At 72.8% G+C, this 26,104-nt stretch carries 17 protein-coding genes; 9 read left to right on the top strand and 8 right to left on the bottom strand.

Going from position 1 to position 26,104, the window contains the following annotated elements; all coding sequences use genetic code 11:
• Window position 1: 1 nt before the first annotated feature.
• Together O7602_RS09205 and O7602_RS09200 are read right to left on the bottom strand one after the other, a co-directional pair.
• On the bottom strand, window positions 2-1,210 hold the full coding sequence (locus O7602_RS09205) for an MFS transporter (RefSeq protein ID WP_281587868.1): 1,209 nt from the start codon (window positions 1,208-1,210) through the stop codon (window positions 2-4).
• Window positions 1,207-2,184, bottom strand: a complete 978-nt coding sequence (locus O7602_RS09200) for a GNAT family N-acetyltransferase (protein ID WP_281587867.1) — start codon at window positions 2,182-2,184, stop codon at window positions 1,207-1,209. The genes O7602_RS09205 and O7602_RS09200 overlap by 4 nt, the downstream gene beginning before the upstream one ends.
• 589 nt (window positions 2,185-2,773) lie before the next feature.
• On the opposite strand from O7602_RS09200, the gene O7602_RS09195 reads away from it, so the two are divergent.
• From O7602_RS09195 to O7602_RS09165, 7 genes are read left to right on the top strand one after another with little or no spacing between them, the layout of a single operon-like run.
• Window positions 2,774-3,685: a hypothetical protein gene (locus O7602_RS09195; RefSeq protein WP_281587866.1), complete on the top strand. Its 912-nt coding sequence runs from the start codon at window positions 2,774-2,776 to the stop codon at window positions 3,683-3,685.
• Window positions 3,682-4,290, top strand: a complete 609-nt coding sequence (locus O7602_RS09190; RefSeq protein WP_281587865.1) for an aminodeoxychorismate/anthranilate synthase component II — start codon at window positions 3,682-3,684, stop codon at window positions 4,288-4,290. The genes O7602_RS09195 and O7602_RS09190 overlap by 4 nt, the downstream gene beginning before the upstream one ends.
• On the top strand, window positions 4,283-5,689 hold the full coding sequence (locus O7602_RS09185; RefSeq protein ID WP_281587864.1) for a coproporphyrinogen-III oxidase family protein: 1,407 nt from the start codon (window positions 4,283-4,285) through the stop codon (window positions 5,687-5,689). Before O7602_RS09190 ends, O7602_RS09185 begins: the two co-directional genes overlap by 8 nt.
• A 7-nt stretch (window positions 5,690-5,696) precedes the next feature.
• Window positions 5,697-7,019, top strand: coding sequence for a chorismate-binding protein (locus O7602_RS09180; protein WP_281587863.1), 1,323 nt, complete (start codon window positions 5,697-5,699; stop codon window positions 7,017-7,019).
• Window positions 7,020-7,032: 13 nt separating this feature from the next.
• Window positions 7,033-8,829, top strand: a complete 1,797-nt coding sequence (locus O7602_RS09175; RefSeq protein ID WP_281587862.1) for a carbamoyltransferase C-terminal domain-containing protein — start codon at window positions 7,033-7,035, stop codon at window positions 8,827-8,829.
• Window positions 8,819-10,618 carry an anthranilate synthase family protein gene (locus O7602_RS09170; RefSeq protein WP_281587861.1) on the top strand — a complete coding sequence of 600 codons (1,800 nt, stop codon included), beginning with the start codon at window positions 8,819-8,821 and terminating at the stop codon, window positions 10,616-10,618. The genes O7602_RS09175 and O7602_RS09170 overlap by 11 nt, the downstream gene beginning before the upstream one ends.
• The gene (locus O7602_RS09165) at window positions 10,615-11,901 is read left to right on the top strand and encodes a hypothetical protein (RefSeq protein WP_281587860.1); all 1,287 of its coding nucleotides are present in this window, start codon (window positions 10,615-10,617) and stop codon (window positions 11,899-11,901) included. The genes O7602_RS09170 and O7602_RS09165 overlap by 4 nt, the downstream gene beginning before the upstream one ends.
• Here O7602_RS09165 and O7602_RS09160 read toward each other — a convergent pair whose 3' ends face one another.
• The 4 genes from O7602_RS09160 to O7602_RS09145 are packed head-to-tail and all read right to left on the bottom strand — an operon-like array spanning window position 11,902 to window position 20,665.
• Complete coding sequence (locus tag O7602_RS09160; protein WP_281587859.1) at window positions 11,902-13,413, bottom strand: amino acid adenylation domain-containing protein; 1,512 nt, start codon at window positions 13,411-13,413, stop codon at window positions 11,902-11,904.
• Window positions 13,410-14,171 (bottom strand): hypothetical protein, encoded by a 762-nt coding sequence (locus O7602_RS09155; protein WP_281587858.1) that lies wholly within the window; start codon window positions 14,169-14,171, stop codon window positions 13,410-13,412. Before O7602_RS09155 ends, O7602_RS09160 begins: the two co-directional genes overlap by 4 nt.
• 18 nt (window positions 14,172-14,189) lie before the next feature.
• On the bottom strand, window positions 14,190-17,153 hold the full coding sequence (locus O7602_RS09150; protein ID WP_281587857.1) for a beta-ketoacyl synthase N-terminal-like domain-containing protein: 2,964 nt from the start codon (window positions 17,151-17,153) through the stop codon (window positions 14,190-14,192).
• The gene (locus tag O7602_RS09145) at window positions 17,150-20,665 is read right to left on the bottom strand and encodes an amino acid adenylation domain-containing protein (RefSeq protein WP_281587855.1); all 3,516 of its coding nucleotides are present in this window, start codon (window positions 20,663-20,665) and stop codon (window positions 17,150-17,152) included. The genes O7602_RS09150 and O7602_RS09145 overlap by 4 nt, the downstream gene beginning before the upstream one ends.
• A gap of 246 nt (window positions 20,666-20,911) precedes the next feature.
• On the opposite strand from O7602_RS09145, the gene O7602_RS09140 reads away from it, so the two are divergent.
• Both O7602_RS09140 and O7602_RS09135 read left to right on the top strand, forming a co-directional pair.
• Entirely contained in the window at window positions 20,912-22,129 is a 1,218-nt protein-coding gene (locus O7602_RS09140; RefSeq protein ID WP_281587854.1) for an MFS transporter, read from the top strand.
• Between the two features lie 79 nt (window positions 22,130-22,208).
• Entirely contained in the window at window positions 22,209-23,267 is a 1,059-nt protein-coding gene (locus O7602_RS09135) for an alpha/beta fold hydrolase (protein ID WP_281587853.1), read from the top strand.
• A 60-nt stretch (window positions 23,268-23,327) separates the two neighbouring features.
• On the opposite strand, the gene O7602_RS09130 is transcribed toward O7602_RS09135, so the two are convergent.
• Window positions 23,328-24,740, bottom strand: coding sequence for a condensation domain-containing protein (locus O7602_RS09130; RefSeq protein WP_281587852.1), 1,413 nt, complete (start codon window positions 24,738-24,740; stop codon window positions 23,328-23,330).
• Window positions 24,737-26,104 (bottom strand): MATE family efflux transporter, encoded by a 1,368-nt coding sequence (locus tag O7602_RS09125; RefSeq protein WP_281587851.1) that lies wholly within the window; start codon window positions 26,102-26,104, stop codon window positions 24,737-24,739. The genes O7602_RS09130 and O7602_RS09125 overlap by 4 nt, the downstream gene beginning before the upstream one ends.

Raw genomic sequence — 26,104 nt, 5'->3', positions numbered from 1 at the left:
CTCACCCGGGCCGGGCGGAAGCCGTCCGCCGGGCCACCGCGCCCCGCAGAGCGAAGGCCGCGGCAGCCGCCGCGACGCCGGCCGCGGCGCAGACCACCCAGAGCGTCGTCGGCCCCGCCGCGTCCAGCACCGCGGCGCCGACGAGCGGCCCGACCAGGCTGGAAGCCCCGTACGCCATGCCGAACAGGCCGCTGTAGCGCCCCTCGGACCCCGGCTTCGCGATCTCGGTCACCAGGGTCGGCCCGACCGTCGCCACGCCGATCTCCCCCACCGTCCAGATCAGGACCGCGAGCACGTAGACGGGCACGTCCCGCGCGGCGGCGAGCAGCCCGAAGCCCACCCCCGTGACCGCCAGGCTGCCGGCGTAGACGGGCATCCGCGGCCAGCCGGCCAGCCGCCCGACGAGCACCGGCTGCACCACCAGGATCACGATCGGGTTCACCGCGATGACCAGCCCGTACGCCGTTGCCGGCAGCCCCTGGTCGAGCATGATCAGGGGCATGGTCACGTACGCCTGCACGAGCAGCACCGCGAAGACGAGGAACGTGCCGGTCACCGCCCACAACAGGGCGTCGGAAACCGGGCCCGCGCCACCCCGGCCGCCGTCGCGGACACCCGCCCGCCGGTCGGGCGGCAGAAGCCGCACCGCGACCAGCGCGAAGATCACGCACGTTGCCGCGTCGGCCGCGAACAGCAGCACGAAGCCACGCTCCGCCATGACGCCGCCGGCCAGCCCCGCGACCGCGCTGCCCAGGTTGACCGCCCAGAAGATCAGGCCGAAGGCCCGCGCCCGCTGCTCGCCGGGGACCGTGGCGACGACGAGAGCGGCCAGGGCGGGCCGGTAGAGGTCGACGGCGAGGCCGTAGAGCACCACCGCCCCGACCAGGGTGGGCAGGGTGCCGGCCCAGGGAATGGTCATCGCCGTCGCCGCGGTGGCCAGCAGGCCGGCGACGAGCGTGCGCCGCCCGCCCCACCGGTCCGCCAGCCAGCCGCCGAGCGGCTGCGACACCACGGCCCCGGCGCCGAAGCTCGCCAGGACCAGACCGACGGTGCCGGGTGACAGGTGCCATCGACCCGACAGGAACAGCGCGAGGAACGGTTGGATCAGGTAGCCGAGCCGGTTCAGCAGGCTGCCGGTCCACAGCGCCCAGAAGGCGCGCGGCATCCGCTGCCGCCCGGTGGCGGAACTCTCCTGGATCAGATCCGTCATCGCCGCACGGTCACCCGGTGGCCGCCGGTGGACTCGAGCTCGCCGATCACCCGGTCGAAGAAGCCGCGCAGCGCGGCGCGCATCGGCGCGAACACGGCGGGGTCGGCTCCGGACACGCCACCGATGTGGTTGGCCAGCAGGTGGTAGGTGTTCGCCCCGACGTCGAGCTTCTTGACCTCGTTGCCGCGCCCGAGGCTGAAGGCGCCCACGCCGTGGTCCTCGCCCCAGCGGTACAGCTCGTAGAACGCGGCGCGGTAGACGTTCTGACCGGGCGACACCAGGGCGGGGTCGATGCCCTGGGCGAGGATGGTCAGCTCGGTCCCGGTCGGGTCGAGGAAGCAGAGCACGACCTGCACGGTCGCGCCGTCGGCACGCGACTGCCGCAGGAAGAGCCGCATCCGGTCGCGCAGCGGCGAGTCCAGGACCAGGTCGAGGGCGGTGGCCGACAGGTGGTTGTAGCGGTGTCCGTACTTGGCCAGGTTGAGCGCGTGCAACCGGTCGAAGTCCTTGAGCGCCGCGGGGTCGGCCGCCGCCTCGGCGCCGTCGAGGACGCGGTAGTCGTACTCGCCGGCCGCGCGGCGCACCAACCGGCGCAGGTCGCGGTAGCGGGAGTTGCCCAGGTGGGCCCGCAGGTCGTCGTCGACGCCGGCGCGCACCCGGTACTGCGCCTCGATGAACCAGGGCAGGTCGAGGAAGCCGTCCACGGCGAGCGCGGCGGTGTCGCCGGTGGTGCGGATCTGCGGGTAGAGCAACCAGTCCGCGCCGGCCCGCCGGGCGCGCTCGCGGTCGGCCCGGCGCCGTTCGTCGGCGGGCACCGGGATGTGCATCTCGTAGAAGTGTCCGGCCGGCACGAAAGCCGTGCCGAGATTGCAGTCGTCATCCTGCATTCCGACGTCGGCGGTGACGGCTCGCCAGTGAATTATCCTGCTGAGCGGCACCGCCGGCTCGGCGACCTCGTACATCCTGCAGAACATTTCCTGGAACGTCGCCTCGGCCGTTTTCCACATGGTCGAACTTCCCTTTCCCGCACGCTTTTCCGTGACGCCCCCGCCACCTGTCCCGCGCCCCATGATGTCAAACCGCACGCCGACCCGCGCACCCGAGAACAACGGCTATATCGGCTTTTATGGTTCTTTCGCGCTCACCAGGCGGGGTGATCCGATCACTCAAGCGAGAGCCAACCGGCACCGACCTGGCCGCCCTGAGCTGCGCATATCACTTTTGCATAGATCAACGACTAACTGGCCCACGCCTATCAGGGTGGACGGCGATGCCCGTGCGTGTCAGGATGAGCGAGTCTTCGCGGCGTCGGACCGGCGTGGGACACAAGGACGTTCCCCCCGGTTCCGCAGAGCCAGATTCCTCGTTCCGGCGGCCAGCCCTGTCGCCGAACGCGACAGTCACCACGGGGAGGGCGTCATCGTCATTCGACGTGTCCGCGGAATCCGGTACGACGAGGTCCAGGCCTGCTGGCCGGCGACCGGAGATGTCATCACGCAGGCCGATGTCGACGCCGTCGTCGAACAGGTCACGAGGGAACCGGGCGCCGAGTGCCTGCGCGTCGTGGTCTTCGGCGACGTCGATCTGGCGCCCGACGGGGACCGCCCGCTGCGCCCGCTGACCGCCGGGCGCCAGTACGCGGCCACCGGACGGCCCGGCGTCGAGGTCACCGCGATCGTCCCGCTGCCCGGTGCGGAGGTGGAGGTCGTGGCGCTCGGCCCCGGCACCCGCCTGGTCCGCACCCACGAGGACGGCGCCGAGGTCCGGCGGCTGGCGCACGTCGCCGCGCCCAGCCGCGAGGGGTCCACGTTCGAGCAGTCGATGGCGGCCCTGCACGGGCTGGAGGCGGCGCTCACCCAGGCCGGCATGGAGCCCCGCCACCTCGACCGCACCTGGTATTTCCTCGCCGACATCGAGGAGACCTACGCCGAGCTGAACAAGGCGCGGGACGCCACCTTCGACAGGTGGAAGCTCACCACCTACCCGGCCAGCACCGGCATCGGCGCCGGACTGCCGCCCGGCCAGGCGGTGGCCGTGATGGCCGAGGCGGTCGCGCGGGACGGTGCGCCGGCGGCGACCCCGTTCGGCACCGACCTGCAGTGCGCGCCCTACGACTACGGCCCCCGCTTCGTGCGCGCCAACCGGTCGCACCGCAACGGCTGCGAGGCGGTGCACGTCTCCGGCATCTCCAGCATCGACAAGCGCGGCGAATCCCTGCCGCAGGATGACGTGCGGGCCGCCGTGGCCTACGCGATGGCCAGCTTCACCGACCTGCTCGCCGGCGCGGACCTCACCCCCGAGGACGTGGTGAGCTGCTACGTCTACTGCAAGGACGCGGAGGCGAGAAGCGCCTTCGAGGCGCACTGTTCCGACGGCGGCTTCACCGTGCCGTACCTGTTGAACACCGTGGACGTCTGCCGTCCGGAACTGCGCTTCGAGATCGAGGGCCGGGCCGTGCGGAGGAAGCCGGCATGAGCCGTCGCGTCGTCGTGCTGGACAACTTCGACTCGTTCACCTACAACCTGGTGCAGTACCTGGCGGTCGCCGGCGCGCGACCGACGGTCCTGCGCAACACCGCGGAGCTCGACGAGATCGCCGCACAGCACCCCACCCACCTGGTGCTGTCGCCCGGTCCGGGCTCCGTCGAGAATCCCGGTTCCTACGGCGTCTGCCTCGCCGCCCTCGCCCACTACGCCGGCCGGATCCCGGTGCTGGGCGTCTGTCTCGGGCACCAGGCCATCGGCCGGTTCTACGGGGCGCGCACGGCACGACTCGCGAGCGTGCGGCACGGCCACGTGTCGACGATCCGGCTGCGCCGCAGCAGCCGGATCTTCGCCGGGGTGCCCAGCGGCTTCCCCGCCATGCGCTACCACAGCCTGGCGGTCACCGCGGCCACCCTCCCGGACGACCTGCGGCTCGTGGCGAGTGCCGACGACGACGAGTGCGTGATGGCCGTCGAGCACGCCAGGCAGCCGGTGTACGGAGTCCAGTTCCATCCGGAGTCGATCGGCACGCCGGCCGGGCAGCTGATCATCGACAACTTCCTGTCCGTGACAGGTTCGAGGAGCGACAGTGGCTGAGGAATTCATCTTCGATCTGGCAGACGCCGGCCGGTCGGACGTCGTCGACCAGCTCATCGAGGCCGACGACCACATACCGGGGCTGGTGTTCACCTATCCGCCGATCTCCCTCTGGGAGCCGCGGGACGCCACCGCCTCCGACCCCGACACCCTCTGGGCCGGCAGCGACACCTTCTCGCACAACCTCTACATCCACATCCCGTTCTGCCGCCAGAAGTGCAGCTTCTGCTACTACAGCGTGGCCGTCGTCCAGGACGACACCCAGGTGATCTGGGACTACCTGCACTGCCTCGAGAAGGAGGCGCTGCAGTACCTGCCGATGATGCGGAGCAAGAAGATCGAGACCGTGTTCATCGGTGGGGGCACACCCAGCCGGCTCAACCCGGCACAGATCGAGTTCCTCTTCGAGCGGGTCATCCGACGCTTCGACCTCTCCGAGTGCCGCGAGATCACCTACGAGTGTTCGCCGGACTCGGCGACCGAGGACCGCATCGCGGTGATGGCGGCCAACGGGACGAACCGCCTGTCCATGGGTGTGCAGTCGCTCGACCCGGAGATCCTGCGCAAGTCGCGCCGCTCCGACACGCCGTCCAGCGTGGTGCGCACCTACTACAACATGGCCGACAGCGGCGTGCCGAACGTCAACATCGACCTCATCGCGGGCATCGAGCGTGAGGCGTTCGACAACATGCAGCGGACCATGGACGCGGTCACCGCGCTGGAGCCGATGCCCACCCAGATCACCCTCTTCACGCTCTCGGTGCGCAAGGGCGCGATCAACAACACCACGTTGCGCGAGGAGGACCACGCCAAGCTCTTCCGGCGCAGCCTCGCGCTGTTCCGGTACGCCAAGCGCCGGATGCGGGAGAACGGCTACTGGCAGTACTCCCGCAACCTCTTCCCGCGCGAGAACTGGATCTTCCACTACCAGGACAACCACTGGGGCAACAACGGTTACGTCCTCGGGCTCGGCGCCAGCTCCTACAGCCACTCGCACGGCTACACGTACAGCAACGCGTTCACCTTCCGGGAGTACATGCGCCGGATCCAGGCGGGCGGGTCGGCGGTGGAGAAGGCATTCCCGCTCTCGGCGGACGAGTCGCTGCGCCGGCACCTCGTGCTCGCCATGAAGCACCGCGAGCTGGACGTCGCGCGTTTCAACTCCTTCTATCCGGCGGGCTCCGAGCCGCTGCGGCAGTTCCAGTCGGTCTTCGACGCGCTCGCCGCGATGGGCATCGTCACCGTCGAGGACGGGCGGATCGCGTACACGGAGGACCATGCCGACGTCAGCGACCGCTACACCCGGCTGTTCTACTCCGACGGGGTCAGCGACGCGGTCAGGCGCGGCGTCGGGCAGCTCACCGGGGCCGGCAGCAACGCCTTCAACTTCACCCTCTAGGACGTCGATGTCGGCGCCCGCACCCACCGCCACCACCGCCCGCGTACCCTTCGCCGGCGACCCGCACGACCTCGTCGAGCCCTTCGCGGAGCTGTTCGGACCGCTGTTCTGCTACCGCCTGCCGGGGCGGGAACGGCGCACCCTCCTCGCGTCGCTCGCCGACGTGTGGCGGATCACGACCGACGGGATCGAGCGGGGCGGCGAACGCTTCGACGGCGACGTCGCCGCCCTGCTCGACCACCTACTGGCCGAGGCCCGGCGCGGTCCGGGCGCCGACGTCGCGTTCGCCCTCTCCTACGACCTGTCCCTGCGGCTGCGGGCGGAGGCCGGCATCCCGGGCGGGCCGTGGCCGACCGCGGCCCCCGGACGGCTGCTCGGCTTCGCCGGGCCGCTGCGCCGCGCGGTGGTCCACGACCCCGCCACCGGCACCCTGAGCTGCGCCGGGGAGGACCGGGCCAACGTCATGTCGGCCTGCGCCCGCACCGCCGCCCGGGCCGCGCCGCCGCCGACCGCCCCGCTGACCGAGGTCGTGACCGACATCGACCCGCACCGGTACGCCGACCAGCTCGCCCGAGCGCGCGAGCACCTGCTGGCCGGCGACATCTACCAGGTCGTCCTCTCGGTGCCGGTGCGGGTACGCCCACGCACGTCGCTGCCGCGCTACTACGCCGACGTCGCCCACCGGTACGCCACGGCCGACTACTCCTACTGGTTCAGCCTCGACGGGGCCACGGTGTTCGGCAACTGTTCCCTGCCGCACGTGCTGGCGCGCGACGGGCGGGTGCGCAGCCGCGTCTTCGCCGGCACCCAGCCGGCCGCGCGGGACGAGCGGGAACGGCAGGAACGGGGCGCGTTGCTGCGCGCCGACCCGAAATACTTCGCCGAGCACATCATGCTCGTCGACCTGGAACGCAACGACCTCGGCTCGTACTGCGAGCCCGGCACGGTGGTGGTCGACCGGTTGTGCGAGCCGCTGGTGATCGGTCCCACGACGTATCTCGCCAGCGACGTCTCGGGCGCGTACGACACGGCGCGCGGGCTCGGCGGTGTCGTGCTGGCGAGTTTCCCGCGCGGGGTGGTGGTCGGCGCGCCGAAGCTGCGCGCCCAGGAGGTGCTGGCCGACCTCGAGGGCGAGCCGCGCGGGTTCTTCGCGGGCGCGGTGGGGTTCTACGACGCGGCCCGCGACGCGCTGACCTCCAACACGATCGTCACCTGCGCCGAGCGGGACGGGCCGGACGTGCTGCTGCGCTGCGGCGGCGGCGTGGTCGCGGGTTCGGACGTCACGCAGGAGCTGGCGGAGTTGGACCTCAAACTGCGGTATCTGCGATAGCGGGGTGATGGGCATGATCGTCGTCGGTTTCAACGGTTTCACGCGGTCCGCGGAGCTGTTCGGGCGCCTGTACCGGCGTTCGGGCCTCGACCGGCACCGGGTGCTGGGGCACGACGCGGCCGTCGCCGTGGTGGTCGACGGCGAGCTGGTCGCCGCCGTGGAGGAGGAACGGCTCAGCCGGGTCAAGAAGACGTCCGACCTGCCGGTCAACGCGCTGCGCTGGGCGCTCGGGGAGGCGGGCGTCGGGCTGGCCGACGTCGACTGCTTCGCCTTCCCCTGGAGTTTCACCGCGGAGGTCTGGGCGGCGGAGCGGGCCGGGATCGCCCGATCGGCGGTGCCGGAGCCGGAGCGGGCCGACCGCCTGGCCCGGCTGGAGGAGCTACGCACGACGCTGCTCACGCCGGAGGCGATCCGGGCGGACTTCGCCGCGCGCACCGGTTTCACCATCCCGGCCGACCGGCTCCGGCTCGTCCCGCACCACCTCGCCCACCTGTCGTGCGGCTACCACACGGCCGGCTGGCGGGACGCGGCGTTCCTGGTCAGCGACGGCCGCGCGGAGCGCTACTCGTCGATCATGGGCGAGGTCCGCGACGGCGAGGTGACGATCCTGGAAGACGCCACCGTCGACATCACCAACAGTCTCGCGCTGCTCTACAGCAAGGTCACCCGCTACCTCGGCTTCGTGCCGAACAACGACGAGTACAAGGTGATGGGGCTCAGCGGTTTCCATCCGCCGCTCGGCGCGGACAACCCGCTCCTGCGCGAGGTGATCACGCTGGAGGAGGCCGGCGGCTATCGGCTGCGGGTCGGCAACCCGCTGCTGGACACCCAGGCGTACTACTCCTACTTCGACGAGATCTTCGGGCGCACCGGCGACCGCACGGACTGGGACTTCCGGTGCCGGGTGGCCCGGGCGGTCCAGGACGCGGTCGAGGTGGTCACCCGGCACCAGGTGTCGGTGCTGGAACGGCGCACATCCGCGCGGAATCTGATCATCGAGGGTGGCCTGGCGCTGAACTGCGTGAACAACACCAAGCTGCTGGAGGGCTCCCGGTTCGAGGACGCGTCGGTCAGCTTCGGCGCGAGCGACCCGGGCGTGACGATCGGCGCGGCGGTGTACGCGTCACGCGAGCTGGGCCGCCCGGTGCGCCCGTCGCCCGGCCCGTACCTGGGACCGAGTTACACCGACGACGACGTCCGCGCGGCCCTCGCCGCGGTGGGTGACCGGGTCGAGTGGCGCGAGCTGGCCGAGGACGAGCTGCTCACCGAGGTGGCCAAGCTGCTCGTCGACCCGGTGGTGATCGGCTGGTTCCAGGGCGCCGTCGAGTACGGCCCGCGCGCTCTCGGCAATCGCAGCATCCTGGCCAACCCCGCGTTTCCCGATATTCAGGACGTCATCAACATCCGCGTCAAGCGGCGGGAGCCGTTCCGGCCTTTCGCGCCGGTGCTGCCCGCGGCATCGGCGCAGGTGGTCCTCGAAATGGGGAAGAAGACGTCCTCGCCCTACATGACATTCGTCTTCCCGGTACGATCCGAATACCAGAAGCTCGTTCCGGGCGCCGTCCACGTCGACGGCACCGCCCGGGCCCAGACGGTCGACGAGGCGGACAATCCCCTGCTGGCGGGCCTGCTTCGAGCCTTCGAGCAGGTCACCGGCGTGCCCTGCCTGATCAACACTTCCTTCAACGTCGCGGGACAGCCAATCGTCGGGTCACCCGCCGATGGGCTAAGCTGCTTCCTCGATACGGAAATCGATTACCTGGTGTTACACCACTTTCTGATCAGCAAGGTGGCCTCCGGTGAGTCTTGACTTCGCTAGCCCCTATTGCCTCGTCCATTCCGAGGGTCGGGTCAACTACGCTCGCGGGGAGACCGTGCGGTCCTGGTCGCTCGCCGAGGTGCCTCGCCCGGCCGCCCACCCGGTGCTGACCATGGTGCCCTACGCGCAGTTGCGTGAGCGCGGTTACGTCTGCCACGACGACAACGAGCCGCTCATCTCGTTGGTGCCCAGCGAGTTCCGTGAGGTCGAGCTGGAGTCGTTCGCCGACGTGCGCGCCGACGTCCGAGTGGTCTCCGAGCCCGTGCACACTCCGGACGACGAGGAGTTCGCCGCCCGTATCGACCGGGTCATCAAGGAGGAGATCCAGCGCGGTGAGGGCTCCAACTTCCTCATCTCGCGGCGGTGCGACGTCACCATCGGTGACTTCGGGCCCGAGGTCGCGCACACGATCTTCGCCCGGCTCGCCCGTAACGAGATCGGGGCGTACCTCACCTTCTGCTTCTTCGACGGGGAGCGCTACTTCATCGGGTCCTCGCCAGAACGGCACCTGACCTACCGCCGCGGCACGGTCACGATGAACCCGATCTGCGGCACGCTGCCGCGCGCCGCGTTGCAGAAGCGGGCCGACCTCATCGAGTTCCTCTCCGACCGCAAGGAGGTGAACGAGCTCTTCCAGGTGGTCGACGAGGAGCTCAAGATGATGTCGCGGATCTGCGGCGAGGGCGGCGTCGTGCGCGGACCGTACCTCAAGGAGATGAGCGCGCTCGTCCACACCGAGTACGTGCTCGAGGGCAGCGCCACCATGAGCCCGCTCGACGCGTTCCGGGAGTCGATGTTCGCCGCGACGATGGTCGGCAGCCCACTGGAGAACGCCGCCCGGGTCATCCACCGCCACGAGTCCGAGTCCCGCGGCTACTACTCGTCCGCCCTGATGATCCGCGGCCTGGAGGACGACGGGCAGGAGTGGCTGGACAGCGCCATCACGATCCGGACGATGGCGGTGGACGCCGACGGGCACGCCGTGATCCGCAGCGGCGCCAGCGTCGTCCGCGACTCGGTGCCCGCCAAGGAGTGCCGTGAGGTGCGCACCAAGGCCGAGGGGCTGCTGAAGGCGATCACCACCGCCGAACCGCCCGGTCCCTTCCTCGACCGGTTCGTGGACGACAAGGTCCTCGAGGTGCTGAACGGGCGGAACCGCTACCTGTCCCGGTTCTGGATCAACAGGCAGGTCGACGACAGGTACGCCGCGCCCGAACTCATCGGCCGCTCGGTGCTGATCGTCGACAACGAGGACCAGTTCACCGAGATGCTCAAGCACATCCTCGAACACCTCGGGTTCAAGGTCACCATGCGCGACTACCGGGAGTCCGGCATCGGCCTCACCGGTTACGACCTGGTGCTCGTCGGGCCCGGTCCCGGCGACCCGAACGAGATGAACGACCCGAAGATCGCCCAACTGCACCGCATCGTGGGCGAGCTGATGAAGACCGGCACGCCGTTCCTCGCCGTCTGCCTCGGCCACCAGATCCTCTGCCGTCTGCTCGGCATGACCGTGCGCCCGGTGGACCCGCCGTTGCAGGGCGTGCAGGAGACCGTCGACCTGTTCGGCCGGGCCGAGCCGGTCGGCTTCTACAACACCTTCTTCGCCGACGCCCCGGCCGAGGCCCCCGCCGGGGTGACCGTGGCCGTGGAGCCCGACGGCCGGGTGGTGGCGCTGCGTTCCGAACGGTTCACCAGCTTCCAGTTCCATGTCGAGTCCGTCCTCACCACCAACTGCATCACCATCCTCCGGGAGGCGCTGTTGTGGCTGTTGAAATGAGCCTGCCGATGTCGGCGGGGTACGGCGACCTGACGATCCTGGTCTGCGGGTTGTCCGCGGGCGGCACCCACGAGCGGTACCTTTTCCTCGACGTGGGCTCCCGGACCGTGCGGGAGACCACGATCGACATCGGTGACCTGCGGTCCCGCCAGTTGGCGGTGCTGCGGGAGCGGCTCGGCGACAACCCGGTGCCGTACGGGCTGGGCCGGCTGGAGGACCTGCTCCCGTACTTCCTGCACCCGCACAGCTTCGTGCAGACCGACGACGGCGAGGTCGTCGTCTCCTTCAAACAGGCGCCCTACCTGCGTCGCCTCGGCCGCGACGGCGGCTCGCACCTGTGGCCGCCGGCGGCCGAGCTCGACTTCGCGGCGATGCAGAGTTCCACCAAGTGCGAGGTCGAGCCCGGCGTGATCGCCTTCGCGATGACCGACGCCGAGGACCGCCTGCGCCGCTACCACGACCCGGACCAGCCGTTGCGCAGCAGCGCCTGGCGCTACGACCTGCGCACCGGCGCGGCGACCCGGCTGGGCGACCTGCCCGAGTTCGCCTTCGACACCATCCACGAGCTGGAGGCGTCGCCGAACGGGTTCATGGTCGGCGTCGACATGGACCTGTCGGTGCGCCCCGGCGCCGACGGCCGGGTGCTGGGCACCGACGGGGACAGCCTCGACGTCGCCCGGTACGCGGCCAACGAGTTCCCCACCGGCCGGTTCGTCGTGGCGGACGAGAAGCTGACCCGCGCCTCGGTGCACACCACCGGCGCGAGCTGCTCCGCGCACGTCGACGTCGACCTGGACGATCCGGACGTCTTCTACGTCTCCTGCAACAACATCTCGAAGTGGCAGAACAACGTCGTCGTGCACGGGCCGGGTGTGCTCGAACGGTGGCGCTACCAGGGCGGTCACGCGGTCCGGGAGGCCACCCACACCGGGCCGACCTTCCTGCGCATCACCTCGCAGCAACTGTTCCACCGCGACGGTCGGCAGCTCATCGCGGTCACCGGCTTCCCGAACCGGCTGTTCGTCCTCGACCCGGCCGACATGTCCACGATTCTCGACCTGGAGCTGTTCGCGCACGAGCCGGTCCGGCCGCCCTTCATGTGCGCGAAGAACAGCCAGTCGCCGCTCTACCTGGCGGTCGAGCCCTCCGGCCGGTACGTCTTCATGACCGGCGCCTCCACCCTGTTCGTCGTGGACCTCGACGAGGGCCGCGTCGTCGAGCGGGTGCCGTTCTGCGAGCCCGGCTCGCTGATGGCCACCGCCCACATCGGGTTCGTGCGCTGACTACCGCCTGCGTCGCGGTGGCTCCGGCAGCGCCGCGCGGTCCAGCTTGCCGTTCGCGGTGAGGGGGAAGGCCGCCAGGCGTACCAGCCGGGCCGGCACCATCGGCGCGGGCAGCCGTTCGGCCAGATGGGCCCGCAGCTCCCGCTCACCGGGGCCGTCGGGCGGCCCCACCACATAGCCGACCAGGCGGTCGGCGCGTCCCTCGTCGCGGCGCAACAGGACGACGGCGCCGGTCACGCCCGGATGCCGGCGCAGCGTCTCCTCGATCTCGCCCGGCTCGATCCGCTGCCCGCGCAGCTTGATCTGGTGATCGAGGCGGCCGAGGAACTCCAGCACCCCGCCGGGCAGCCACCGGACGAGGTCGCCGGTCCGGTACAACCGGGCGCCGGCGGCGAAGGGGTCCGGCACGAACCGCTCCGCGGTGAGCCCCGGCCGGCCGAGATATCCCCGCGCCAGCGCGTGGTCGCCACCGAGGTGGAGCTCCCCCGGCACGCCCTCGCGCACCGGGTTCCCGTCCGCGTCGAGTACCCGCACCACCACGTTCGCGATCGGCCGGCCGATCGGCACCGAGTCGCCGTCCTCCACCGGGCGGCAGGGCCACCAGGTGACGTCGATCGAGGCTTCGGTAGGCCCGTACAGGTTGTCGATCCGCGCCCGGCTCCGCGCCCGGAACCGGCGCACGGCGGCCGGTGTGAGCGCCTCGCCGCTACAGACCACGAGCCGCAGCGCGTCGTACCCGTCCCAACCGGGCTCGTCGAGGACGGACTCCAGCATGGACGGCACGAAATGAACCACGGTGATCCGCTTCCGCCGCAGGACGGCCATCAGGTATTCCGGGTCACGCTGCCCGCCCGGCCGGGCCAGCACCAGGCGGGCGCCCTGCGCGAGCGGCCAGAACAGCTCCCACACCGACACGTCGAACGTCGCGGGTGTCTTCTGCAGGACGGCGTCGGCGCTGGTCAGGGCGTACTCGTCCTGCATCCAGCGCAGCCGGTTGACGATGCCGCGGTGCCCCACGCCGACGGCCTTGGGGCGCCCGGTGGAGCCCGAGGTGAACAGGACGTAGGCCAACCCCAGGTCCGAGGCGGGCAGCACCGGCGCCGCCGGGACGCCCGCGCGCAGCTCACCGGCGGAGACGGCGAGCACGCGACGGCTCCCGGCGACGGCCTCGGCGGCGGCCTTCAGCTCCGGCTCGGTCAGGACGAGAACCGCGCCGGCGTCGTCGAGCATGCCGGCGAGGCGGGGCACGGGGTCGCCCGGTTCCAGGGGCAGGTATGCGGCCCCGCTCAGCAGCACCCCGAGCAGCAGCACCGGGAAGCGGACCGACCGTTCGGCGCAGACCGCCACCACGGCGTCCCGCTCCACCCCCGCCGCGACCAGCAGTCCGGCCACCACGCCGGCCTGCCGGACCAGTTCCGCGTACGTCAGCGACTCCCGCTCGTCCACGACGGCGCACGCGCCGGGTGTCCGGGCCGCCTGCGCCAGCACCAGCTCGGACAGGTACGCGGTCACCGGAGCGCCGCCGTCGGGTCGACAAGCGCCATCAGGGCGGCCCGGGTCACCGGCGCGGTCGGCATCTCACCGGCGGAAAGGTCGAGCCGGAGCGTCTCGACGCCCGGGTGCTCGGCCGTGTAGTCGCGGCTGGCCAGCACCACGTCGGCGGGCCGAGGCGGCACCGGGTCGGCGGACGCCGAGAGCAGCACGTGCAGCCAGGCGACGTACCTGTCGACGAGCTGCTCGCGGGTGTCCTGCCGTTCGTCGTCGGGCAGATCGTTCGCGCGGGCGAACACGTCGAGGTCGCCGTCCAGGGTGCGCGCCATCACGGACAGGGCCCGTGCCGGGTCGGCGTCGAGTGGCACCGCCGCCGGCTCGCCCTCGCGCAGGGTGGCGCGGAAGCCGCGGAAGTCGTGTGCCGCGGCGGCCCGGTCGGGCCAGGTCGGCTCGACCAGGACGAGCGGCACCCCGGTCAGCTCGGCGGTGCGGACGGCCACCGGCGTCGCGCTGCAGTAACCCACGATCCGGGCCGGGCGCACGGGCAGGCGGTGTACGGCCGCGGCGTACTCCTCGGCGAGGTCGGTGGCGCTGCGGAACCGGTCGGCGCGCAGGAGCGTCTCGACCGGGTCGGCGCGGTACACGGGCCGGTCGGCGGGCGCGGAGGCCAGCAGCTCGCCGAGCCCGGCGCCGGCGGAGATGCGGATGAAGTCGATGATCACGAGCGGTGCGCCCGGGCCGTCCGCGAGGACTTCCAGGGCCGGCGTCGATGCGGACACGGTCTCTCCCAGGTGTCGCTAGTTGACGCGGGCCGGCAGGCGGTCGAGGGCCGCCCGTGTCAGCCCGCGCACGGTGGGGTCCTGCGCCAGGATCCGCAGGGGTACGCGGACGCCGCAGCGCTGTCGCAGCCGGCTGAGCATCCGCACGGCGACCAACGACTCCCCGCCCAGCGCGAAGAAGTCGGATTCGGGCACCACGTCGGTCGCCCCGAGCAGGTCCCGCCACGCCGCGATGATCTCCCGTTCCACGGCGGCGGCGGACGTCTCGGGCTCGGTCGGCGCGCCCGGCGCGGTCGGCGCGCCCGGCGCGGTCGGCGCGGCCGGGACCGCCGGGACCGCCGCGCTGTCCGCCACCGCCGCCGCCCCGGGCGGGGTGAGGTCGACCCAGTGCCGGACGCGCTCGAAGGGGTACGCCGGCAGCGGTACCCGCCGGGCGGCCGGGTCGAGCCGGAACGCGGCCCAGTCCGGCTCGACGCCCGCAATCCACGCCGTCGCGACCGCCCGCAGCAGCACCGGCAGCGCGTCGGGGCCCGCCGTGGCCGGCATCGTGGGCGCCACCGGGACAGGCCCGCCGCCCGCCGCGCGGACCAGCGCGGTCAGTGCCCGGCCCGGTCCGACCTCCAGGACGACCGGGTGACGCACGGCCAGCAACTCGGCGGCGGCCTCCCGGAACCGGACCGGCTCGCACATCTGCCGCACCCAGTGCTCGGCGGGGCGGGTCGTGCCCTCGACCACCGGTTGCCCGGTCAGTCCGCAGAGGACGGTGGTGGTGACCGGGTGGTGCGGCACCGAGGCGGCGGCCGTCCGGAAGTCGTCGCGGATGCTGTCGAGCAGGCGGGAGTGGAAGCCGTGCGCGGCGGGCACGGGGCGTACCCGGATGCCGGCGGCGGCGCACCGGTCGGACAGCTCCCGCACCCCGGCCGGCGGGCCGGAGACCACTGTGACGCCGGGAGCGTTGTCGGCGGCCACCTGCACGCCGGGTGTCAGCAGCGCGGCCACCCGGTCCCGGCCGGCCAGCACGGCGGCCATCCGGCCGGGCGGGGTGCGCTCCACCAGCCGCCCGCGTTCGGTGAGCAGGGCCAGGGCGTCGGCCGGGCGCAGGCCGCCGGCCAGGCAGAACGCGGCGTACTCGCCGACGCTGTGTCCGATCAGCCGCTGCGGTCGCAGGCCCCAGTCGAGGAGTTGGCCGCCGAGAGCGTACTCCAGCAGGAACAGGGCGGGCTGGGCGATCGAGGGGCGGGCCGCCTGCGCCGCGGCGGACGGGTCGAGGAGCACGGCGCGCACCGGGTCGGCGCGGCCCGCCGGCAGCGCGTCCAGGCCCGTCTCGATCCGCTCGCGGACGCCGGGCAGCCGCGTGTGCAGGCCGGCGGCCATGCCGGGGAACTGGCTGCCCTGCCCGGGGAAGGCGAACGCGAGCGTCGCCCGGCGGGGCGCGGTGACCGGCTCCGCCTCGGTGCCGAGCTGCCGCAGCAGGTCGGCGCGGTCGGTGGCGACGATCGCCCGCCGGGTCGGCCAGGCGGTACGGCCGGCGCGGCTGGTGTGCGCGACGTCGGCGAGTTCCCACCGGGGCGTGTTCGCGAGGTGGTCGCCGAGCCGCCGCGCCGCCACCCGTACCGCCTGTGGGGTGCGCCCGCTCAGCACGACGAGATCGGCGTCCGCCGTCCTCGGTGTGACCGGCGGCGGGGGCGCCTCCTGCAGGACGACGTGGGCGTTGGTGCCGCCGATGCCGAACGAGCTGACGCAGCCCCGGCGCGGCCCGCCGCGCGCCGGCCAAGGCTCGGCCGTCGTGTTGACGCGCAGGCCGGCCTCGGCGAACGGGATGTCGGGGTGGGGCCGGTCGTGGTTCACGGTGGGCGGCACGATCCCGTGGCGCAGGGCGAGCAGCATCTTGATCATCCCGGTGATGCCTGCGGCGGCGTCGAGGTGGCCGAGGTTCGGCTTCACCGACCCCAGCAGGCGTACGCCCGCCGGGCCGCCCCGCCCCAGCGCCTCGCCGAGGCCGGCGACCTCGATGGCGTCGCCGATCTCGGTGCCCGTGCCGTGTGCCTCCACCACGTCGACGCTCGCCGGGTCGACGCCGGCCCGGGCCAGGGCCATGCCGATCACCTCGGCCTGACCGGCGACCCCGGGCGCGGTGTAACCCACCTTCGCGGCCCCGTCGTTGTTGACCGCGGAGCCGAGCACCAGCCCGAGGACGGGATCGCCGTCGGCCACCGCGTCCCGGAGGCGCCGCAGCACGACGATCCCGGCGCCGTTGCCGGCCACCGTCCCGGCGGCGTCGGCGGCGAAGGCCCGGCAGTGCCCGTCCGGCGCGCCGATGCCGTTCGGCTCGTGGCGGTAGCCGCGCTGCTGGGGCGTGCTGACCGTCGCGCCGCCCGCGAGGGCGATGTCGGCGTCCCCGCTGCGCAGGCTCTCGCAGGCGAGGTGCACCGCGACGAGCGAGGTCGAGCAGGCCGTCTGCACGCCGATCGCGGCGCCGCGCAGGCCCAGCCGGTAGGCGATCCGGGTCGCCGCGTGGTCCTTCTCGTTGCCGATGAGGATCGGCAGCGGGCCGAGCTCGGCGAGCAGGTCCGGCCGCCCGAGCAGGTGGTTCGCCAGGTAGGTGTTGACGCCGGTGCCCACGAACACGCCGATCCGGCCCGGTTCCCGACTCGGCGGGTGGCCCGCGTACTCGAGCGCCTCCCACGCGCACTCCAGCAGCAGCCGGTGCTGCGGATCGGTGATCATGACCTCCCGGGGGGTGAGGCCGAAGAAGGCGGCGTCGAAGTCCTCGATGCCGTCGAGCGTGCCCCGCACGGGCACGTAGTCCACGTCGTCGCGTTCCCGCTCGGTGACGCCGGCGGCGGCGAGTTGCTCCGGCGTGAACCGGGTGAGCAGCTCCCGGCCCTCGACCAGCGCGTCCCACAGCTCGTCGAGCCCCGCGACGCCGGGGAAGCGGCCGGCGACGCCCACCACGGCGATCGGTTCGCGTCCGACGGTCATCGGGTCACCCCGGCGGCCGTCTGATCGGCGCCGCGCAGCCACCCGGCGAGCGAATCCACGGTCGGGTGCCGGTAGAGGTCCAGCAGGACGAGGGTCCGGCCGGGCAGCCTGTCCCGCAGCAGCCGGTGCACCTTGGCCAACTGCAACGAGTCGCCGCCCACCTCGAAGAACGGCTCGTCGAAGCCGAAGTCGTCGTCGCCGAGCACGGCGGTCCACACCTCGGCGATCAGCGACTCCAGATCCGCTGTCGACGGGCCGGGCGGCGCCGGTGCCGGGGCGGGCCCCTCCTCGCTCAGACGCAGGATCGCCCGGGCATCGACCTTGCCGTTGGCGGTGAGGGGCAGGGCGTCGAGCACCACCCAGCGTTTCGGTACCGCGTACGCCGGTAGGCTCCGCGCGACAAGCGCGCGCACCTCATCGACCAGACCGGCCTCCGGCGGGGCGACGAGCGCCGCCACCAGGAACCGGCCGCTGTCGGCGTCGCCGGCGACCACCACCGCCGCGTCGCTGACCCGTGGGTGCGCCAGCAGCCGGTGGGTGACCTCGTCCCGCTCGACCCGGTGCCCGTCCAGCTTGACCTGCTGGTCGCGGCGGCCCAGGAAGCGCAGTCGGCCGTGGTCGTCCCAGCGCACCAGATCGCCGGTCCGGTAGTGGCGGGTGCCGTCGCCGAGCCGCCGGAACGCCTCGGCGGTCCGCTCCGGATCGTCCAGGTAGTCGCGTGCCAGCCCGGTGCCGGCGGCGCACAGCTCCCCGACCGCGCCGGGCGGCAGCAGCTCGCCGCGCTCGTCGAGGACCAGCAGGTGGGTGCCGCAGACGGGCCGACCGATCGGGACGTCCGAGTCCAGCTCGCACGGGTCGTCGACGTGGTGCACGGTGGTGAAGACGGTGTTCTCGGTGGGGCCGTACCCGTTGGTGACCCGAAGACGCGGGCAGTGCCGCAGCACGGCGGCGACCTGTCGGGCCGGGACCACGTCGCCGCCGGTGAGCAACTGCCGGAGCCCTCGGAACGCCGCCGGGTCGTAGTCGGCGAGCACCCGGAACAGACCGGCGGTGAGCCAGGCGAGGATGACCTCGCGCTCGGCCAGGAACCGGGCCAGCTCGCCGGGGTGCGGCACCGGGCCGGGGAAGATCTCGACCCGGCCGCCGGTGAGCAGTGGGACGAACAGCTCCATCGTGGAGGCGTCGAAGGCAAGCGGCGCGAGCCGCAGGAAACCGGCGTCCGGCCCGTGTTGGAACACGTCGGGGTCGTGCACGAGGCGCCGCACCGCGGCGTGGGTGATCCGGGCGGCCTTGGGCTCACCCGTCGACCCGGAGGTGAACGCCAGGCAGGCGACCCGCTGCGGATCGGCCGGCGCGGCGGGTGGGGTGTCGCCGGTGCGCGCGGGCCGGGGCCGCCCGGTGCGGACCGCGCAGGCGCCCGGGGCGAGCCGGGCGATCCGCGGGTCACCCACCACGGCGGCCGGGCGGCACCGGGCGAGCTGCGTCGCCACCCGCTCGTCCGGGGCGTCGGCGTCGATGCCGACGTACGCCGCTCCCAGCCGCAGTGTCGCCAGCACGGCCACCACCTCGGTGGTGGTGCCCGCAGCGGCCACGACCACCGTCGAGCCGGTCGTGACCCCGGCGTCGGCCAGCTCGGCGGAGAGCCGCTCGGCGAGGTCGTGCAGCTCGGCGTAGGTGGTGCTGCCCTCGGGGCCGCGCACGGCGACCGCCGCGGGCCGGCGGGACGCCTGCGCCGAGAACGCCTGCCACAGCCCGCCGCCCGGGCCGGCGTCCGGCCCATGCCCCCATTCGCCGAGCCGGGCGCGCTGCCGCTCGGACATGCCCCGAACAGTGCTCAGCGGCAGGTCGCGGGCGTGTGCGAGCGCCACGAGGGTCGCCTCGAACGCCTCGGCCAGCTCCGCCGCGCCGGCCGGGGACAGCGCGGCCAGCCGGTGCTCCAGCGCGAACCGGGGCCGCTCCCCCCATGCCTGGAGATAGAGCATCGCGTCGAAGACGGAGCCGCCGTCGTGGCCTTCGTGGACGGTCGCCGTCCCGGCCGGGCCCGGCAGCTCGGCGGGGATCAGCTCGTCGTGGGCGGCGAACCCGATCTGGACCAGCGGGTTGCGGTCGATCGCCCCGGCGGCGCCCAGCTCCGTCACGAGCGCCTCGAACGGCAGGTCGGCGGCGGCCACCGCGTCGGCGAGGGCGTCGGCCACGCTGGGGCCCAGCGTGCCCGCGGGCGCGTCGTCGTCCCAGCGGCAGCGCACCGGCACGACGCGGGTCGCGAGCCCGACCATCTCGCTCAGCTCGGCGGTCGGGCGCCCGGCGGCCGGCACCCCGACGAGCAGGTCGTCGACCCCGCACCGGCGGGCCACGACGAGCGCCCACGCGGCCAGCAGCACCGCCGTACGGCTCACGGCGGCGGCGCGCGCCAGGTCGCCACACGCCGCGGTGGCCTCGGCCCCGAGCGTGAAGGTCAGCCGCGAGCCCGGACGCCCCGGCCGGTCGGTGCCGCCGGGCCGGCCGGGCAGCTCCACCACCTGCGGCGCGCCAGCCAACTGGGCGGCGCGACGTCGCCGCAGTCGGTCGTCGGGCCGGGCGGACCGGAGCAGGACGTCGGGGGGTACGCCCGGCTCGGCCGGCGGCACGGCGCCGCCGAGGTACGCCGCGGCCAGCTCCCGCAGCACCAGCCCGACCGCCCAGCCGTCGAGCAGGGCGTGGTGGGCCAGCAGCGAGACGACGTGGCTCTCGTCCCCGGGCAGCTCGGTCAGCAGCCACTCGGCGGCCGGCCGGCGGAACGGGTCCAGGCCGGACGCCAGGTCGGCGAGGTGCGCGTGGGCGACGTCGACCGGGTCGCCACCGGGGGTGACCCGCCCCTGCTCCCGCAGCACCGGGCGCCACCGGCGCAGCACGCGGCGTCCCGGCTGGCCGGCGTCGGCGTCGGCGTCGGCGTCGGCGTCGGCGTCGGCGTCGGCGTCGGCGTCGGCGTCGGCGTCGGCGTCGAACACGGTACGCAGGGTCTCGTGCCGGGCGGTCAGCGCGTCCAGGCAGTCGCGGAGGTGCTTGGCGCGGGCGGGCCCCGGACAGTGGAGGCTGAACAGCAGGCGGTAACCGGTGCCCGGCCACTGCTGCTCGTGCACCAGCATGGCGTGCTGCGCGGGCAGCAGGGGACGTCGGTCCGACGGCGGCCGGTCCCGGTGCTCGGCCCGGTCCAGCGGGGCACTGCGGCGCAGCGCCGCGGTGAGCGGCCCGGGACGCAGCAGGTCAGCGAGGTCGATCCGGAGGTCGAGTTCGCGCTCGGCCCGGGCGACCAGCCGCATCGCCCGCAGCGAGGTGCCACCCAGCGCGGCAAAGGATTCCCGCGAATCTCCAGAGAACTGCTTCTCGGAAATGTCGAGAACATCGCGGGAAAGCCGAACAAGAGCAGGAAAAATTGCATTTTCCAAGACGTCAAAACCCCCGTTAAGACGACGCCCGCGCGAGCGCGCGGCTCTCAGTGAGAGACGGCACCGCACCCTAGCATGGGGCGACATTCCTGGCAATCCACAAAGATCAGTCTCCGTGACACCCCGTACCAGCGCTGTTAGAATCGCTCGCGTCAATGCGGCCGGCAGGCATCTCGGGCCAGCGGCGGAAAGATCAAAAACTCGGGAAACGCCGGCTCACACGCAGCACGCGCAGTTCAACGGGGGAACGGCATGGCGTCACCGCAGTCCACCATGTCCGGACGCGGAACCGGAACCGCAGGCGGCAAGGGGGCGCACGGTCGGCTGACGTCCGTGCGCGACACGCTCGTACCGGTGACCGGCCCCGCCCGACGGCTCGCCGCCGCGCAGCTCGCCGGCAGCGTCGGCGCCGGTCTCTACCTCGCCGGCGCGCCGGTCTACTTCCTCCGGACCGGCGACCTGACCGTCGCCCAGGTGGGCGCCGGGCTCTCCGCCGCCGCCTTCGCCGGCATCCTGGCGAGCGTCCCGGCCGGCCGGCTGGCCGATCGCTACGGCGCCCGCCGGATGTCCATCGTGTTCGTGCTGCTACAGGCGCTCTTCGTGCTCCTGCTGCTGGCGGCCGGCCCGTTCTGGGCCTTCGTGCCGCTCGTCGCGCTCGTCGCCGTCGCCGAGCAGTCCTGGGACGTCAGCCGCGACGGCATGATCGCGGCAGCGGTCGCCGGGAGCGACCGGGTGCGCGTCTCGGCGTACCTGCGGAGCGTGTTCAACGCCGGCTTCGCGGTCGGGACCCTGGCGGCCGGCCTGGTGCTCGCCGTCGACTCGCGGGCGGCGTACGTCGGAATGCTCGCGGCCGTGGCCGCGTGCTGGGTCGCGGTCGCCGGCCTCTACCTGCTGCTGCCGGCCTGGCCGAGGCCGACCCCGCCGGAGGGCGCGCGGCAGCGCGTGCGACCCCTCGCCGACCTGCCCTACCTGCTCGTGGCGCAGGTGAGCTGCCTCACCCGGATCGGCGAGACGATCCTGCTGGTCGGGCTGCCCCTCTGGATCGTCTCCGCCACCGATGTGCCCCGCCCGCTCGCGGCGTGGCTGACCGGCATCAACACCCTGCTGGTCGTGCTGCTCCAGGTCCGGGTGTCGCGGGCCGGCGACACCATTCCGGCCGCCGCGCGCCTCCAGCGGCTGGCCTTCCTGCTGCTCGCCGTCGCCTGCCCGGTGGCCGCGCTGACCGGCCGGCTGCCGGTGGCGCCCGCGATCACGGTACTGGTGCTGGTCGCGGTCCTGCTGACCTTCGCCGAACTCGGCGGTGAGACGGCGCGGTGGACCATGCAGTTCGGTCTCGCCCCGGAGCACGCGCAGGCCCGTTACGCCGGGGTCTTCCGACTCGGCCAGGCGGTCCCGGCGGTGGCGGGCCCCGCCCTGGTGACCGGCCTGACCGGCGGCCTGGGCACCACCGGCTGGCTCGTCCTCGCCGTGATCCCGCTGGTCGGCGCGGCCGTCAACGGCCCCGCCGTCGCCTGGGCCCGCCGCACCCGCCCGGAGCCGGCCCCCGCCTGACCCACCGGGTCCCGCCCCGACCCCACCAGCGCCGCGGGCCGTCGGCCCGGGCCCGCCGACCGTCACGAGGGAAACCGGAATGACAGACACGACCGAGGCCGTCCGGGACGGGCGACCACGCGACGCCATCGAGCTGGTGCTGCTGCACATCTGGCGCGACCACCTCCGCAACCCCGCCCTCGGCGTCGACGACGACTACTTCACCCAGGGCGGCACCTCGCTACAGGCCGTGCGCACCCTGTCGGAGATCCGCCGGCGCACCGGGGTGTCCCTGCCGCTGCCGGCGATGGCGCGGGCCGGCAGCGTCACCGCGATGGCCCGGCTGCTGCGCGACGGGTACGCGGACACACCCACCCCCCTCGTGCCGATCCGTCCCGGCAAACCGGGCGGCCCGGTGGTCGCCTGTGTGCACCCGCTCGGCGGCAGCGTCCTGTGGTACCGGCACCTCGCCGACGCGCTGCCGCGCGGTCACACCTGCGTCGGACTGCAGGCGCGGGCCCTCGACCCGCGGCTGTCGCCGGACCACACCATCGGCGAGATGGCCGCCGCCTACCGGGCGGAACTGGCGCGCGCCTACCGGCCCGAACAACTCGTCCTGGTCGGCTACTCGTTCGGCGGGCTGGTCGCCTACGAGATGGCGAGCCGGATGGCGGCCGACGGCGAGCGACCCGCCGCCGTGGTGCTCCTCGACACCGCCGTCACCCGCCGCGAACAACCACCGGCCTCCCGTGCCCGCCTGCTCTGGTCCCTGGTCAACCACAACTTCGGCCTCGACCTGTCGGCGGACGACCTGGCCACCCTCTCCCCCGACGCGATGTGCGCGCGCATCCTCGACGAAGCGGTCGCCCGTGGTGTCCTGCCACCCGGCTTCGGCCCCGACCGGCTGCGTCGCCTCGTCGAGATCTACCCGATCAACGCCGAGGCGGAACGTGTCTACCGCCTGCCGACCTATCCGTGGCCACTGGACCTGGTCCGACCGCGGGAGCCGCGCGTGGACGAGGAGAGCCTGGAGATCTGGTCGGAACACTGCCCGGCCGGCGTGCGCGTACACCGCGTCCCCGGCTCCCACCTGGACCTGCTCGCCCCGTCCCACGCGCCGGCGGTCGCCGAGGTGATCGCCGGGCTGCCGTCGGCGTAGGCCGGGGCCGGTTGCCGGCTCGGGGCCGACCCTCCCGGCGGACCGGGTGACGGTTGCAGATCAGTCCCGGTCGATCTCGGCGTACCTGGCGCGGCTCTCGGCGAACCAGTCGGCGATCAGCTCCAGCGCGGGATCCTCGTACGCGAGGGTCACGGCCACCCGCTCGAACGTGTCGAGGAACGCCCTGATGTCGCCGGGCGGCAGCAGGGCCGTGTCAGCGAACAGCGAGAGGTGGATCCGCTCGGCGGTGCCCCGGATCCCCATGAAGAGATCCTTGTTCTTCATGGGCACCCGCTCGGGCCAGGAGAAGGTGGAGGACCGGGTCGTCGCGGCCAGTTCGTCGAGGGTGGCGGGGGGTCTGGTGGGCCGGCCGGGCAGCCCCGACCAGGTGTCGTTGAACTGGCAGCCCCGCCGCGCCCCCGCCGCGCTGATCATGTCCAGGGTGCTGCGCTGGCGGTGCCGGCCGTACCGTCTCGCCTCCGCCAGCACCGCCGAGCAGTGACGGACCAGAGCGGCGAAGGAATCCGCGGTCAGCTCGATCACGGTCAGGATCCCCTGGCTGAGGTTGCTGACCGTGCCGGCCAGCTCCGGTGTCGTGCGGTTGCCCTGCATGACGTCGATGGGGTAGTTGGGCCCCGGGCAGACGCACCGGATCAGCGCCGAGGTGATGGAGAGCAGGATCGCGGAGGAGGTCGTCCGGTGGCGGCGGGCCGCCGGGCCGATCGCGACGGCCACCGCGTCGGACTCCAGTTGCCCACGGAAGAACCGTGGCGTGACCGGAGTGGCCCGTGCCGGCAGCATCTCCGGGCGGGTTCGGTCGAGCTGGCGCCGGATGAACTGCGCGGCCTGGATGTTCAGTAGCTGTCCCTGCGGCCCGTTCTCCATCCGGGCGAGGTCCGCCGGTTGTGATACGGGCCGGGCGGGTGGCGGTGGCGCGCCGGCCGCGCGGGCTCCCAGCAGGGCGGTGAGGTCGGTGACCAGCAGTTCAGCGCTGGTGAAGTCGGCGGACAGATGCGACACGGCCAGCGTGAGCAGGATCGGGATGCCGTCCTGAAGGATCACCGAGAAGCGGATCGGAAGTTCCTTGTCGTGGTCGAAGCCGAGTTCCGCGGCGCGCTCCAGACAGTCGGTGACGATGCTGGCGTAGTCCTTCGGATCGTCGACCGAGCGGTCGACCAGCTCGACCGGGAGCGACCCCGAGCCGAGGATCTCCTGGATCGCGTCGCCCCTGGCGGTGGGGTGGTACATGGTGCGGAGCGCCTCGTGGCGCCGGATCAGCTCAGCCAGGCTCTCCAGCACGTCGCCGACGCTCAACAGCAGCGGGATGTGCAGCCACTTGATGAGCACGGCGTACGACCGGGTGTCCTCCCAGTCGCGGATCAGGTCCCAGATGACCTCCTGGCCCCAGGCCAGCGGGGCCGTTCGCGAACGTCCGCCGTGGAACTCCAGGTCGGTCGAGCGGATAGTGATCATGGGGAGCTTGGCACCTCCACGACGGTGGACAGGGTGCCGGGTGCCGGGTTCGCCGGCGATCGGAGTACCTGTCGCAGGCAGAAGGTCGAGTAAGACAGGCCGACGGTCCAACTCGCGACCACGGCCCACATGATGGCGTGGATGCCGAACGGGCGGCTGAGCAGGTACGCGAACGGGATCTGCACCATGACGAAGGCGACGATGGTGCAGATCAGCGGTGCTGTGGTGCGGCGGGCGCCGTTGAGGTAGCCGTGCAGGACCACCATCAGGGTGTAGAGCGGCAGGAAGGGAAAAATGATCGTCAGGTACTCGCCGGTGACCCGGCGGGTGGTCGGGTCGTCGGTGAACAGCGCGGCGATCGGGGCGCGGGCCAGCAGGACCACGGCGGAGAACACCAGCGTCAGCGCGAAGGTCAACCCCAGGGTCCGCAACAGGGCGTGCCTGGCCCGTTCGTGGTGGCCGGCGCCGAGGTTCTGCGCCGCGAACGTGGTGACCGCCCCGGAGAAGGACAGGAACAGGATGGCGCTGAACGCCTCGACCCGCGCGACGACGGTGAAGGCCGCCATCACCACCTCGCCGTACGGCTCGATGATCCAGACCAGCACCATGATCCCGACGGCGAGGATGATGTGCTGCGTGGCCAGCGGCAGACCGAGCCGGGTGGCGTCGACGAGTTCGCCGCGTACGGCCTCGCGGGCGGGCCGGCCGGGTGGCAGGGGATAGATCCGGGCCGACGCGACGACTCCGATGACCGCGGCGGCGCTGCTGGCCGCCGCCGTGGCCAACGCGGCACCGGCGATTCCGAAGCCCAGTCCACCGACGAAGAGCAGGGCCAGCCCGATGTTCAGCAGGTTTCCGGCGGCCTGCACCCACATCGCCGCCCGCGAGTTGCCGAGGCCGCGCAGGTAGGCGCTGACCGCGGCGGATCCGAAGATGCCGGGGAAACCGAGGGAAAGCACCTGGATGAAGCGGGCGCACTGCTCGGCCAACTCGCCCGTGATGCCCATCAGCGCCAGCACCGGCTGGGCCAGCACGGTGACCAGCAGTACGCAGCCCACCGTCCAGCCGACCGTGACCAGGGCCAGGGACACCACGACGTCGCGCCGCTGCCGGTCCTGCCCGGCGCCACGCAGGTGCGCCAGGCGGATGGTGAACGCGGTGCCGAGCCCGATGAACATCGCGTTCAGCAGATAGAACAGCGGCCCGCTCGCGCCGACCGCGGCCAGCCCCTCGACGCCGACGTAGCGCCCGACGACGATGCCGTCGACGAGGAGGTACACCTGCTGGAACAGGCTGGCCGCGGTCAGCGGCAGGGCGAAGCCGACGATCTGCCGGAGCGGCGGCCCCTTTGTCATGTCGGTCAT

The sequence above is a fragment of the Micromonospora sp. WMMD1128 genome, from assembly GCF_027497235.1.
GTDB lineage: Bacteria > Actinomycetota > Actinomycetes > Mycobacteriales > Micromonosporaceae > Micromonospora.
The sequence above is the reverse complement of the archived record's forward strand: the minus strand, read 5'-3'. Positions and strand labels throughout refer to the sequence as shown.